We start from the raw sequence: 14,700 nt of genomic DNA, 5'->3' as shown, positions 1-14,700 counted from the left end.
AATTAAAAATAAGAAATGTTTTCTTTATTTATGTTACTCATAATGCCCGGGGAAGTGAATGGAGAATATCCGGATTAGCAGGATACTTTCCCACGACCCAAATTGTCGAAAAGTTCAGTTAGCTCTGCCCGCCTTGCTCTGCTGCATCTACCGTATGCTTCAGCAGCATCGCGATAGTGACAGGCCCTACGCCCGCCGGAACCGGGGTTATCGCAGAAGCTTCCGGCAGACAGGCCTCGTAGTCCACATCGCCGATATTCCCTGGATTATATCCCGCATCCAGCACGACCGCCCCCGGCTTAATCCAATCGCCCTGTACAAAATTTGGCTTGCCAACCGCGGCCACGACAATGTCCGCCAAACGCACGAACGCCGGGAGTCCCTCGGTCTTGGAGTGACAAGTCGTTACCGTCGCATCCTGGTTCAGCAGCATCGCTGATACCGGCTTGCCCAGAATCGGGCTGCGGCCGATGACCACGGCATGCTTGCCCGCAACCGGCAGCTTGTAATACGCCAGAATCGCCATAATGGCGGCCGGCGTGCAGGAAGGAAACGCTGCGAAGCCAAAGGCGGTCTGCGCGAAGCCCTGCGTCGTCACCCCGTCGACGTCTTTCTCCATCGCGATGGCGTCAAATGCCGCCCGCTCATCAATTTGCTTCGGCACGGGGTGCTGAAGCAGAATCCCGTGCACCGCCGGATCGCTATTCAGCTCCCGGATGGCGGCGATCAGTTCCTCCGTCGTGGTCGCGGACGGCAGATCAACCCGGATCGAGCGAAGCCCGAGGCGCTTGCACGCGTTCCCCTTCATGCGGACGTACGTCGCCGACGCCGGATCGTCTCCGACAAGAATCGTTGCCAGGCACGGCACGATGCCCTTTGCCGCAAGCTTGGCGATGCGTGGAGCTAACCCTTCTTTAATTTCCGCAGCGACGCGATTTCCGTCTAATACGATTGGACTATTTTTCATGATTCTCATCCTCCCACCATGATAAAAACAGAAAGAGGCAAGGAGAATGGTTCCCCTTACCTCTGCCCAGGCGATCGGCCATATGACGTATGTGCTCCCTCGTGGTACTCCACGTTTCGCCAGTTACACATACCGAAAAGTTACTTGTATTTTGCCAGAAATTCATGAAAAAAACAAGACATAATTAGATACACGTCAAGCCTCCTGCCGCGATCCCTTCTTCACTAAAAGGAAATACGACAGCATCGCTGCGGTGCTCGTCGCCAAAATGAGTACGCCTAGCGGAACGGCCGTGTCTTCCCCGGCAATCCCGACGAGCGGCGAAACGACAGCTCCGAGCAAAAACGGAATGACGCCCATCAGCGCAGCCGCACTGCCCGCCATGTGCCCCTGACTTTCCATCGCCAGCGGGAACGCCGCTGTGGACGTAATCCCGATGGAGGCGACGAAGAACACCAGTGGAATGACCAACGCGTACAACGGGCCGTGGAAGTAGGCCACTACCAACACTGCGATGCTGGCAGCACCGGCCAGCCATAGGCCGAACACCAGGAACGCTTTCTCCGACACGCGGTGCGACATGCGTCCAACCAGTTGGGAACCGATGATCAAGGTAATCCCGTTAGAACCGAACAAAAGGGCGAAGACGGTAGGCGAAACGCCGTAAATATTTTGATAGATGAAAGGCGTACCTGATACATACGCGAAAACACCCGCGATCATAATCCCCTGCGCCAGCATGTAGCCGGCAAACGTGCGGTCGCGCAAAAGCGAGCCATAGTTCCTCAACTGCTGCATGAAATTACTGGGGCTTCGGCGTTCTACAGGCAGCGTCTCCTTCAGTCCCCATTTGGTCGAGGCCAACAGGAAAATACCCAGCAGCGACAGCGAAATAAAGACGCCGACCCAGCTTGTGAGCGAGAGCACGCCGCTGCCCGTCACCGGAGCCACGAGCGGACCCAAATTCCCGACAAGCAGGAGCAGCGAGAAAAATTTGGTAAGCTCATGTCCACTGAACATATCGCGTGCGATGGCACGGGAGATGACAATGCCTGCCGAAGCGACAAAGCCCTGCACGAGCCGGAAGGCGATTAACGTCCAAATGTTGGGCGAGAATGCGCAAGCTAATGAGGCGACGACATAAATAGCCATGGAAATGAGCAGCGGATTGCGCCTGCCGTGGACATCGCTAAGCGAGCCCATCACAAGCTGACCAACGCCGAGCCCAAGCAAACAGGCGGTCAAACTGAGTTGTACAAGTGAAGCCGTCGTACCGAATTGCTCCACAATTTGCGGGAAAGCTGGCAAATACATGTCGATGGTAAATGGCCCAAGCGTTGAAAATAGGCCTAGCAGCAGCGCTAGCCTAACGGCATGCTGATTGTTCGTTGTTGTCATTGCAAAGTTTCTCCTCTTCTCCATTCCATATCCGGAATCCTTATCTCTATGATTCCACCTTATCATAACTGTACAGTTTTTGACAACAGTTATCTTCGACCAAAAAGAAACCGTTTTCACTTTTTGTTTACAAATCTTCTAGATTACTGGTGTTTACAGGAATGTTCTGGTAATTTATAATACTTATAATTTATCAGGTAAAAAAAACTGCAAATGGCAAACTTATCGAAAGGTAAGGGCGCAAAGTTATGGGCCTAAAGCTTCAAAGCTATGGCTGCCAAACCGCCAGTTTGTGATAGCGAGCCTATCCCGAGCTCACGGGTCAGGCTTTTTTTTATGCCACTGCCTGAAAAAATTGTTGAAGATTGGAGGAATTCCCCGAATTTCCAGTTCGCAAGTCACCTCAAATACCGTTTAAGGAGTGCAGTAAAGTTGAAAACCAAGAACTATTTCGGCAAAAATCTACTATTTTCCATGCTGAATTTACTTGTCATCGGCGTGGTGCTGATTTCCGTCAGCGCTTATTTTCAAAGTAATCTATTAACCAAAACGCTCAGAGAGCAGACCCATACGATGACGTCCGTGTGGGCCCAAGGCATTACCTACAAAGATGTTCAAGGCGCGTTAAGCGATAAAAGCTATGAGGCCAGCGAGCAGCAAAGATTAACCAAGCTGTTTGACAGCTACACCGCCTTCAATGCCAATGTCGCGCAGGCTTACATCTTCGGTGTCGAGCTGCAGGATGGCAATAAAACATCGTTGATTGCGTTCCCTAGTCACGTTGTAAAAGCTTTTCAAGAAGCAGGCCTGAAAATCGGGGATATGTACGAGCAGCCGAAAGAAATCGCCAACGGTTTAAGAAGCATGTTGAAAACAAAAACCGAGACCTTCACTTCTTTTTACAGCGATGATTACGGTACTTGGGTCAGTGTTCTTTACCCGATTATGGACGATAGCGGCAAAGTGGCGGCCTACTTCGCTGTGGATATGAATGCCAAGATGATCCCCGAAGCCCAAAAATCGTTCCTGCTGCGCTCAATCATCTTGCTCTTAATCGCCTTGGTCATTTGCGGTGGCGCCCAATATGTTGTCGCACAGCGCACCCTCATGCCAATCAATCAATTGATGCGTGGCATCGAGCAAGCTTCGAAGGGGAAGTTTAATTTTACGCTTGAGGAAAAAGGCGGATTCGGCGAATTGAATCAAAAATTCAATACGATGCTTGCCAATATTCGTGAAATTTTAACGAGTATTAAGATGACCGCTACCCATGTAGCCGAAACATCCAACCAGCTCTCCGGCATTACGGAAGATAACCGACGCAGCATCGAAGTCATCACAGCGGAAATTCGGGACATGAATACGCATGTGGACCAGCAAAAAACGTCTACAGAAGAATGCGGACGTTCCTTCGTGGAAATTGCCGCCTCGCTGCAAGTCATTGCGCAAAACGCGAGTCAAGTGGCCCATGCTTCGCAAGATATGAAGAACCTGTCCGAGGAAGGCAATGCAGCAGCTCAAAGCATTTCGGAGCAAATGGGACTTATTAATTCCAATTCAATCTCTACGGCAGACACCATCAAGCTGCTGGAAGCGAAATCAGGCGAGATCGGCGAGATTCTTCGTCTAATCAAAGACATTACGACGCAAACCAACCTGCTTGCTCTAAACGCGAGCATTGAAGCCGCCCGGGCCGGCGAGCATGGCAGAGGCTTTGCGATTGTTGCCGACGAAGTCCGCAAGCTGGCCGAGCAATCGAAAAATTCGACAAGTCAGATTGAAACGCTCGTTGACGACATCCAATCCGAAACCCACAACGCAGTGACCTACGTAACGAAAGGCACAGGCGAAACCGAAAAAGGGCTGGACATCGCCAAAAGCACCGGCGAATCGTTCAGCAACATTTGGGAAGCCTCACAGGTCGTTTCCCATCAAGTGCTGGATATTTCATCCGCTACCCAGGAGATGTCCGCAAGCACTGAGCAAGTCACAGCCATGATGGGTGAATTGGAAGGCATTTCAAGAAAAACGGCAAGCAGCACAAGCAAAATTATGGATTCGGTGCTGACGCAGGAATCGTCCCTGCAGAGCATTTCCACTTTTGCCGGCAAGCTCTCCACCGTTGCGGAACAATTAAGCCATATGGTTGGCAAATTTGAAATCGAGATGAAAAAAAAATAGAGATATAAAGAGGAGAGAGAGACCATGCTTAATCTCGTCAAGAACACCCCGTCCATCTACAGCCGAATCAATCAAACCGATGAAGCGTATCCGGCAACCGAAACGATCTCCTCTATCTTCCGCCGTACAGCAGAGAGGTATGCGACGAAAGTCGCTATCTCTTACGGCGACAAGGAGCTTCTCTATGAGGAGTTATTCGGGAAAAGCGCCCAGGTGGCCAACGCATTGACGGACGCCGGCTGCCGAAAAGGCGATTTTGTCGGCATCTATATGGAGCGAAGTCCTGAAACTGTGATCTCCATTCTCGGCGTTATGCGCATGGGCGGCACCTATGTCCCGATCGACCCGGAGCATCCCGTTGAACGCAACCGGTATATCGTACAGGATGCCAGCTGCAAGCAGTTGATTATTAAAGAGAGACATCTTGAACGTGCAGCCGAACTATGCCTTGCGCTCGATATTGAGAAGCCGGTTTCGCTGGAAAGCTGCTTTTCCGAGTGTGCCACCCGCTTCGCGGATGCGGATATCGCGCCGGACGATTTGGCCTATGTGATTTATACGTCCGGCTCCACCGGGAATCCGAAAGGCACGCTGATTGCGCATCGAGGGGTTGTGAATCTGGCGAATACTTTCGCTAAGCAATTGGACATTACGAGCAACGACGTGCTAACGCAATTTTCCACCTTCAGCTTCGACGCTTCGATTCTCGATACGTTCAACTGCTTGCTGAACGGGGCGACGCTTGCGATTTTGACAAAGGAAGAGCAGTTGACGCCGGAGCTTTTTTTGTCGCTTCTTGAAAGGAAAAAAGTCACTATCATAGGATGTATTCCCACATCTGTCTTCAATCGGCTATCGGAGGCAAACATGCCTAACCCCGAATCTGCCTTCCGGGCGGTCAAAAATATTACGGTCGGCGGAGAGGCCCTCCTCTCCGATCATGTTCGGAAATTCCAGGATAAGTTCGGCCTGGGCACCGTCATTGTCAACGCGTATGGTCCGACGGAATGCACGGTCGTGACCACGACGTTTAAAATCACCGACTACTGGAACAGTACGTCGATCACTGTCCCAATTGGCTATCCAATCGGCAATTACAAGGTCTATGTGGTGAAGGAAGACGGGACGCTCGCGGAAGTCGGCGAAGAAGGCGAGCTCTACATCGAAACGTTTGCGATCGCACAAGGCTATTTGAATCTTCCGGATAAAACGAACGAAGTGTTCGTACCCAGCCCCTTCGGCATCGATCCGAAAGCCAAGGTGTACAAATCGGGCGACATCGTCAAGCTGCTGCCGGACGGCAGTCTCGAGTTTCAGTACCGCAAGGATGGGCAGCTGAAGCTGCGTGGTTTTCGCATCGAGATCGGCGAGATTGAGAACGCACTGTCCAAGCATCCCGCCATTCTCGATGCCGCCGTCGTCGCGATTCAGGAGAACAATACCGTCAAGCATCTATCCTGCTTTTATTCTGAGAAGTCCCACGTATCCAGCAAGGACCTGCGCGAGCATTTGAAAGCATTCGTTCCTTCTTATATGATTCCCGGCTTTTTCTATCGTCTTCCGGAGATTCCGCTCTCGCCAACAGGCAAAGTAGACAGAAAAAAACTGCTTGCGATGGACAACAGCGCCCTTGCGGAGACGGCGTTCCCTTATGAAGCCCCTATCGGGGACGTTGAACGCGCCATCGCAGCCGTATGGTCGGATATTTTAGGGATTGCCCGGGTCTCCCGCAACGAAAGCTTTTTCGAGATTGGCGGAGACTCGCTTGGGGTGATGAAGGTGTTGTCCCGGTTAAAACAGATGTGCTTCAACTTGCGGATGCATCATTTGTATGAACATCCAACGGTTAAAGCGTTGGCCGCCTGCATGTCAACCCTGGCCGATGAAGGCGACGAAGCTGAAGTTGCGCCGATCACCGAGTATAGGACGCTTGGAGAACTTCCTTCCCTTCCGAAGGTAGACATTCAAGGGCAGGATGGGTTAGGTTCGGACATCCTCCTCACCGGAGCAACCGGGTATTTGGGCTCGCACCTCCTGTACGAACTGCTGACGACCACCAAGGCCAATCTCCATCTGCTCGTTCGCCGCAAATTTGGTCAGAACGGCATTGCCCGGGTCTGGGAAACCTTAGACGCTTACTTCGGTCAGTCACTCTTTGCCGACTATTCGCATCGGATATTTGTCCTCGAAGGCGATTTAGTACAGGAGGAATTAGGTTTGCGTGAGGAAGAATACAAGATCGTTTCGACCCGCATCACCTCCATCCTTCATGCCGGTGCGGATGTGAGACACTTTGGCAATGCGGACGATTTCTATGCGACCAATGTGATCGGCACGCAGAATCTGCTGAAATTAGCTTCCAGTCGGGGGAACGTCCCTTTTCATTTTATTTCAACGCTCGGCATTCCCGAAGATTTGGCAGCGGCAGGCCATTGGGAAGCGGCAGCGCAGAACAGCCGGGATTTTTACGCTGTAGAGCTGGAAAATGTATATACGAACAGTAAACTTTTAGCCGAAAAAGCAGTGGCTGAAGCAATAACGGCGGGTGTTCCATGTTCAATCTATCGCGCTGGCAACTTATCGTGCCATAGCAGAACAGGACGCTTCCAGCAAAACATCCACGAGAATTTCTTCTATCGGATGATCAAGGCGTTCCTCCTGTTAGGAAAAGCGCCTGCGGTCGACGCCTATGTGGATGTGGCTCCCATCGACTTTGTCAGCAGCTTTATGGCGGGCTTGATGAAACGGCGGTCGTTCGGTGAAGTGTACCACATTTGCAACCCGGTTCAAGCACGGTTCCCCGCTATCATTGAAGCGCTAAGGGAACTGGGCCATCGCATTGACCTTTTACCGCAGAAGGCGTTTGACAAGTGGGTCTTGAACGAAGGCGGCAGCATTAGTCAGGAGGCTGTGCAGTTGGCTATTCCTTTATTGGAAGGCGACGGAGTTCGTCACTCCCCTTACCTGTATGGCTGCGACGACTCCATTCGGAAAGCCGGCCCGCTGCCTGCCTTGCCTGACTTGAATGCGTTAGTGACCAGACTCGTGGAACATGCTGTGGAACGCGGTTATTTTCCTCCCCCTCGCCCGCGCTGAAATAATACAAATTGTAGCATCAGGAAAAAAGCAGCTAATCCAGAAGTGCCTGGATCAGCTGCTTTTTTGCAGCCTGAATATGCGGATGGAGCTGAAGCGATCGTCACCTTACGCCTCGCTCGATATCAGAAACGGGCGGCCATCATTCCAGCCGACCTCCACCTTGGACAAATACCACGTCTTGCCATGGTCGTTGTTCCCTTGGTAGAACAAGTACGTGCGGCCATCGTCGTCTGCGAAAAGGAACGGATGCCCCGACTCGCTGGCATTCCAGCTTCCCGGCTCGCCGCACGGGAGCAGCGGCTCCTGGAACAGCCGTTCGAAGCGGATGCCGTCCAGGCTGACCGCGCAGCCGATCTGCTGCGGCTCGTTGTTGTAGGCGCCGGCGTAGAACATATACAGCTGGCCGTCCCGCTTATGCATGGCTGCCGCCTCGATGCATTTGCCTTCCCACGGCAGCTCAGGCTGCAAGATCGATTCGCTGCACGCTTGCGTCCAATCAGCCCGCCCGTAGTCCGAATGCAGGGGTGCGGTAGCGACGCCCTGCATCTGGATTTCGCCCTGCGGATCGCGGGTAGCGAAGTACAACAGCAAGCGATCCTCATGCACGATCACGTCGGCGTCAATCGCCCGGCCGTTGTTCCAGTCGCCGGTCGGCGCGAACACCGGATTGGTCGCATTTTTCACAAAGGTTACGCCGTCCTCGGAAACCGCATGGCAGATCGCATCCTTCGGAAAGTTGCCATACGTCTGATAGAACAAGTGAATACGATCCTGGAGCACAATCGCCCCAGGCGCGCAAATCCCCTTCGCCTCGCAGTCCTGTTCAATCGGAACTTCGCCGATTTTCGTCCACTGCTCCAAATCGTAACTCTCGGCGATGCCGATCCCCCAGCGGCCGTCCGTGAACGGCCCTCTGGAGTAGTACATCCAATACTTTCCTTTATACCGGACTACGGCGGGATCTTTCGCGTATGGCCTGCCCGCGGTCGTATCTGCAAATCTCATGGTGGCCCTCCTTAATTTTGAATAAATTTCCACATGTCTTTGGCTAGGAAAGCCGTATCTTTGTTCTCCGCGTACCATTTCAGATAGAACTCTTCCAGCTTCGCGCCGCCGGACTTCTGCCACATGTCCTTCGCGTCCGCAAACGCCTGATCCACACTGTACGAGGAGCCGGACACGATCGCTTTGTTATAGAAATCCGTAATTTTCGCGACGTTCGTATTTACAATTTTAAGGTCTTCCGGAAGCGCAGGCATATGCTCGCCGTACGTAATCGGAGCGTACTTCACATCGGAGCTGAGGTTCGCCTCATTGTTTTGCTTGATCAGATCGATAAAATCTTTCTGCAGCGGCTGGCTGGCATCAAGTTGGCTCGCCACGCTTGCGCAAGGTTCAAGCTCGATCTGCTGCAGCAACAGCTGGAAGTCGCTGTTCCACGCCACTTCTTTGCTGAACTGCTGAATATCCTTCGGTGCATAGCAGCCATTCGCGTTTTTGGCGGAGTCGACCTCCGGCGTACCATAGCGCAGCATCTCCCCTGTTGATTTCGATGACATAAAATCGATATATTTCATCGCCGCTTCCGGATCTTTCGTCTTCGCATTGATGACGGTCGTCATCTGCACTGGATTGTTCACGCCAACCGCAAAGCGACCGTAGGAAGACGCCGGCAACTTGATCGCTTTTACCTCAGCGCTCGGCACGTTTTTCTTCAGCGGCTCGTAGTACGTAGAGAAATTCACAGGGTCAATCGTACGGCCGACGAAAATGCCCGTCTTGCCGTTAATCCAATCCTGCAGCGCTTTTTGACCGTTTTTATCCGATAAAAAATCTTTATCAGCCAGTCCCGCATCATACAGCTTCTTCTTGAACGTGACCGCCGCTTTGGCCCTATCCCAATCGTGAACCAGCTTGCCGTCTTCCACCACCCACGTCACGTCCTGAAACATCGTGGAAATCGTGCCGCCGGTTTCACCGCTTAGCGCAATGCCGTACGTATCCTTCTGGCCGTTGCCATCCGGGTCTTTCTCGGCAAACGCTTTGGCGACCTCAAACAGTTCATCCACCGTCTGCGGCTCCTTGAGACCAAGCTTCTTGAGCCAATCCTCGCGGATAAACAGCGCCTGGAAGCCTGTCAGCTTTTGCACCCGTCCGAATTCGTATTGCTTGCCATCCGACTTCGTACTGGCTTTTTTGAGTTCCGGATATTTCGTCATCAATTCCTTATACGTCGTGCTGTACTTCTGAATCAGATCGTCGACCGGCATAATCTGTTTCTGCTGGTAGAGCTGATCCCTGAAGTTCGTGTCGAACTCTTCGATGACGTCAGGCGCGCTGCCGGAAGAAAATAAAATGTTCAACTTCTGCACCGATTCTCCGCGCGGGATCGGCACGTACTTGGCGTTAGCGGGGCCGTTCTCGTTCAGCCACTTCGTCCAGCGGTTGTTATCGATCGTGCCCACCCCTTGCGGAATGTTGCCGCGATCATAGATCGTCACTGAAATATTGCCTTTCGCCTTGGCCGTCGCTGCTGCCGAGGCCGTCGCTTCGCCCTCCTTCTTTCCGCTTCCGCTATCCGAACAAGCAACAAGCAGACATCCGCAAGCAAGCGGCAGCGCAACAGCCGCGACGGTATTTCTTTTCCAAGTTTTCATAGACCCTATCCCCTTTGTCGACATAGTCATTATCCTTTAACGGCGCCAATCATAACGCCTTTCACAAAATGCTTTTGCAAAAACGGATACACGATCATCACAGGCAGCACCATGACCATAATCGCAGCCGAGTTGATTTCTTCCGGCGTGAGCAGAATCTGATCCGCTCGATCCGAACTGTTCATCTGCGCCAGCATCGTCTGGCTTTGAATCATTTGCTGCACAAGTACGGAAAGGTTATACTTCGTCGTTTCATTCATATACATCAGCACGTTGAAAAAAGAATTCCAGTACCCGACGCCGTAGAACAGCGCGAGTGTCGTGAGCACAGGCATCGAAAGCGGAAGCACGATTTTCCTTAGGTACAACCAGTCCCCACACCCGTCCATCCGGGCCGCATCGTCCAATTCCGAAGGAATATTCTCGATGAAAGACCGGAGCACGAGCAGGTTGAACGTGCTGACCAAGCCCGGCAGCCATAAGGCCCAGTACGTATTCATCAGGCCGTAGCTTTTGATCGTTAAGTATGTCGGAATCAGTCCGCCGCTGAACAGCAGGGTGAATATGATTGCAAACGTATACAACTTTCTTCCATAAAAGTAGGTGCGCGTCAGCGGATATGCCGCCAGAATCGTAAAAGCCATGCTTAGGATAACCCCAACGCCGGTAATTTGCACCGAGTTCCAAAATGCCCGCACGATTGGGGTTCCCGTCATCAGTTGCTTATACGATTCGAACGAAAAGCCGATCGGATAGACCGTCACCCAGCCCGACGCTACGGCGTGCGTATCGCTGATCGACAACGAGACAATATGGATCAGCGGAAACAGGCAGAGGAGCCCCGCGATCACGAGCACCGCATAGCAGACGGACATCATCATTTTTTCACTTCGCGATAATTGCATGTTCGCCCTCCTTCACCACAATCCGTTACCGAATCTGCGCGCAATCCGATTGGTGATGACAACTAGGATTAAACTGACGAGGGATTCAAAAAAGCCGATCGCAGCCGTCAAGCTAAACTGAGAGCCCATTAATCCGATTTTGTAAATATACGTGGAGATGACTTCCGAAATATTGGAGACCGTCGAGTTCTGAAGCATGAACACTTGATCGAAACCGACCTCCATCACGCGTCCCATGGCTAAAATAAACATGAGCACGACGGTCGAGCTGATACCGGGCAGCGTCACATGCCAAATCTGCTGCCGCTTGCTCGCGCCGTCCAAACTGGCAGCTTCATACAGACTCGCATCAATGCTGCTTAGCGCCGCCAGGTAAACGATCGCACTGAAACCCGCTTCTTTCCAAATGCCGGAGGAGACGAAAATCGCGAGCCAGGAACCTTCATGATACAGGAAGGCGTACGACTGTCCGAACAGCACTTGCCACAGCGCATTCACCGTGCCCGCTTGCTGCGAGAATACGGTAACGATAATGCCGGCGACGATGATCCACGAGAAGAAGTGAGGTAAAAAGACGAGCGTCTGCACGATCTTTTTGAACCACATCGTCTTGACTTCATTGAGCATAATCGCGAGCAGAATCGGAAAAGGGAACCCGACGAAAATCGATAGCAGGCTGAGCACCAGCGTGTTGCGAATAATTTGTAGAGTGACGGGTGTGCTGAACAGCACGCGGAAGTTGTCCATGCCAACCCACGGACTGTGCCAGATGCCGTCGCCGAAATTATAATGTTTGAACGCCATAATGCTGCCCGCCATTGGGACATATTTGAAAGCAATAAAGAACACAATGATTGGCGCAAACATCACATATAACGAAATGTTGCGTTTCCATATGGCTTTACCGATCAGACTCACCTCCTATCGTGATGCGTCAGCGTCTCCTGCAGGAATGACCCGAACACACTTTTACTATACGAGAAGGAGAGCCGGGGCTTCAATTTCCATTTTTCCACGATAAACAAAAGTGTCGCGGAACGCAAAACCGCCTTAATTCCGAAATTAAGGCGGCTTCTAGCGGTTGGGATAAACAATTTTCCCCGATTAACATTTAGGTTAGGACGTCTGATTCAGCTTGCGATACTCGCCCGGCGTCATGTCTTCACTCTTTTTGAACGTGCGGATAAAAGAAATGACCTGCAAATACCCTACGCGCTCGGCGATGGATTGCACGGAATCGGAGGACTCGACGAGCAGCCGCTTCGCTTCCTCCACGCGAATGCGGATCAAATAGTCGACGAACCGTTCGCCCGTCTCCGCCTTGAACAGCTTGCTGAGCATGCGGGAGGACAGCTCGAACTTTTCGCTGAGATAATGGAGCGACAGATCCGGATTGCTGAAGTTCGCCAGCAGGAACGTCTTCACCTCGCCGATGAGGCGATGGTAATCCTGCCCATGCTGCCATGTCTCCAGCGTGTCGACCAGGTCACTGAGATAGGCGGTTAAGCCGCTCTGAATCTCGCCGATCAGATCGAGTTTCGTCAAGTCCGCCATCGCTTCCGCAGACGACGAGCGGGCAGGGAGCTGACCTTCGGGCAGCTCGGGCAGATCCTGCAACATTTTATCCAGCTCATAAAATAAATACTGCACCGCGTCCAGCACTTTCTCTCGGGGCAGCTGCTCGCTGCGCATCTCGGCGAACATCGCCTCCAGCTCGTCCTGCCATGTCGGCTCCGCAGCACGAACCGCTTTCGCGAGTGTCTTGGCCGCCTGCAAGGGACGATACAGATCGCCGCCGGTGTGCGGCTGGGTCTCGCGCGCAAAATAAACATGATTGTACCCGTGCAGCGTCCGGTACTCGCCTGCCCGCAGCGCATCCTGGTAGGAGTGGCCGATGTCTTCCGCATCGTGCGCTTCCGTCCCGACATAGATGGACGTCGTGAACTGCAGGTTGGACGCCACCCATGCTTTCACGGATTCCGCAATGTTGTCCACAGCGGTGTGTGCCTTCTCCGCATCGACATAGAGAATTGCGACCAGTTGATCGGCTTCCTTCCATTCGAGCCAGATCGGGACTTGCTCGCCTTGGGCGATTTCCTGCATGACGCCGTGGATGACAAATTTGAATAATTGCTGGTCGCGCACGGAATATGTACGGCGGAAATCCTGATAATTGTCAATTTCCACAATTATGACCATCGCGGATGCAAATGTCTCTGGCAGCTTGAGCTGATCGGCTTCCAGCCGCCATTCCTCCGGCGTTAAGGAGAAGTGGCCTTCCAGCAGCTCGTAGAACCAATACTTTTTGCGAATCGATAAATCTTCCAGATAGCGCTTCTCATATTGATGCGAATTCTCGACCAGATTATCCAGCGCGGAGGAGATGAACTGGAATTCGTCGTGCGCCGTTTTTTTGCCCATGGAGAGGCTTCGTTTGAGCGCGTAGCGGTCGATTCGGATCATGATTTCCTCAATCGGCTTATAGTTTCGGTGCGTCATGTACGTAAGGAAAAGCAGTCCGAGCAGCATGAGCCCGAGCACTGGTAGCATCCATGCCTCGAGAAAGAAGGCCATGACACTCGCCCGCTCAAGCGGCGGCACTTTCACTTCCAGCTTCCATCCTGTATAGGCGGAGCGCACACTGCTGCTTCCCCATTCGCCCGTTTTCACGTCGGCAGTTGCGGCTTCGAAGAAGGGATGCCCGTCGGCACCGATCAGATTGATCGAATCGGCGGCGCTCGCTTTGATCGATTGCAGCATGCTGCGCAGGGAGCCTGCTTGAATGTTGACGACCACGACACCGCTCGGGATCGCGGACGTAATCGGCACCGGTTTGGCGAGCGACATCGCTTTATCCGGCCGCACTTCCCCGATGAATTGGTTGTAGCTGCGCGGCGATGTCCATTTGCCGTTCATGGCGCCTTGGAACGCCGCTTCCACAAAGGCGCGGTCTGCAAACTGGTCCAGCTGAAACATGGCGTTGTCCGTGATCACTTCATTGTTTGATTTTTTGTACAAGTACACGTCGCCCGCAAAAGGGAACAGCGTCTTGATCTCATTTAGCCGCTGTGTAATCTGATACGCGACAAACGGGGCCGTCGGCCCTTCCGCGTTGTAGTAATTTTTGATCGTCTCGTCGGTGAGCATCTGCTGCACGATATAATTCTCGATGGTCAGGAACGAAGAATCCATCACATTCATGACGTGTGCGGCAAACACATCGTTCGTGTTCTGAATCCGCTCCTTCGTCTCCTCACTCCAGCGATAATAGAACGTCATGCACAGCAGCAGCACAACAAACACGAAAAACGGCATATACGACAGCAAGAGACGGTAGAACCACTTTCTTTGCATCGTCTTCCCCCTAAAAGAACACTTAGCGTAACCTATAAATAACATAGATTCTTTGTGAGTTATCTAATTTCCTGCCTGGCTAGCTTGGCTTCCTCCCAAAGCTGCAAAAGAGCAGGCATTTTCACTATCCCCCACTCGA

The 14,700-nt window shown here is 52.4% G+C and carries 9 protein-coding genes and 2 riboswitches; of the genes, 2 read left to right on the top strand and 7 right to left on the bottom strand.

Annotated elements, in window-relative coordinates:
- Positions 1-118 precede the first annotated feature (118 nt).
- Positions 119-967, bottom strand: a complete 849-nt coding sequence (locus tag ABE504_RS11430) for a bifunctional 5,10-methylenetetrahydrofolate dehydrogenase/5,10-methenyltetrahydrofolate cyclohydrolase (protein WP_430088220.1) — start codon at positions 965-967, stop codon at positions 119-121.
- Positions 968-1,024: 57 nt separating this feature from the next.
- Positions 1,025-1,104: riboswitch (ZMP/ZTP riboswitch) on the bottom strand.
- A 58-nt stretch (positions 1,105-1,162) separates the two neighbouring features.
- Positions 1,163-2,365, bottom strand: a complete 1,203-nt coding sequence (locus ABE504_RS11425) for a multidrug effflux MFS transporter (RefSeq protein ID WP_430088218.1) — start codon at positions 2,363-2,365, stop codon at positions 1,163-1,165.
- 205 nt (positions 2,366-2,570) lie between these two features.
- A riboswitch (cyclic di-GMP riboswitch) is annotated at positions 2,571-2,655 on the top strand.
- A 142-nt stretch (positions 2,656-2,797) separates the two neighbouring features.
- Here ABE504_RS11425 and ABE504_RS11420 point away from each other — a divergent pair.
- Positions 2,798-4,546: a methyl-accepting chemotaxis protein gene (locus tag ABE504_RS11420; protein WP_430088216.1), complete on the top strand. Its 1,749-nt coding sequence runs from the start codon at positions 2,798-2,800 to the stop codon at positions 4,544-4,546.
- Between the two features lie 24 nt (positions 4,547-4,570).
- Positions 4,571-7,642, top strand: coding sequence for an amino acid adenylation domain-containing protein (locus ABE504_RS11415; protein ID WP_430088214.1), 3,072 nt, complete (start codon positions 4,571-4,573; stop codon positions 7,640-7,642).
- Positions 7,643-7,750: 108 nt separating this feature from the next.
- On the opposite strand, the gene ABE504_RS11410 is transcribed toward ABE504_RS11415, so the two are convergent.
- From ABE504_RS11410 to ABE504_RS11390, 5 genes are all read right to left on the bottom strand, one after another.
- Entirely contained in the window at positions 7,751-8,650 is a 900-nt protein-coding gene (locus tag ABE504_RS11410; protein WP_430088212.1) for a family 43 glycosylhydrolase, read from the bottom strand.
- An 11-nt stretch (positions 8,651-8,661) separates the two neighbouring features.
- Positions 8,662-10,302: an extracellular solute-binding protein gene (locus tag ABE504_RS11405; protein WP_430088211.1), complete on the bottom strand. Its 1,641-nt coding sequence runs from the start codon at positions 10,300-10,302 to the stop codon at positions 8,662-8,664.
- Between the two features lie 29 nt (positions 10,303-10,331).
- Positions 10,332-11,207: a carbohydrate ABC transporter permease gene (locus ABE504_RS11400; protein ID WP_430088209.1), complete on the bottom strand. Its 876-nt coding sequence runs from the start codon at positions 11,205-11,207 to the stop codon at positions 10,332-10,334.
- A gap of 12 nt (positions 11,208-11,219) precedes the next feature.
- The gene (locus ABE504_RS11395) at positions 11,220-12,125 is read right to left on the bottom strand and encodes an ABC transporter permease (RefSeq protein ID WP_430088207.1); all 906 of its coding nucleotides are present in this window, start codon (positions 12,123-12,125) and stop codon (positions 11,220-11,222) included.
- A gap of 198 nt (positions 12,126-12,323) precedes the next feature.
- Positions 12,324-14,561 carry a helix-turn-helix domain-containing protein gene (locus tag ABE504_RS11390; RefSeq protein WP_430088205.1) on the bottom strand — a complete coding sequence of 746 codons (2,238 nt, stop codon included), beginning with the start codon at positions 14,559-14,561 and terminating at the stop codon, positions 12,324-12,326.
- Positions 14,562-14,700 lie beyond the last annotated feature (139 nt).

The organism is Paenibacillus oryzisoli, assembly GCF_050467285.1.
Classification (GTDB): domain Bacteria; phylum Bacillota; class Bacilli; order Paenibacillales; family NBRC-103111; genus Paenibacillus_E; species Paenibacillus_E oryzisoli_A.
This window is presented reverse-complemented; position numbering and strand designations above follow the sequence as displayed.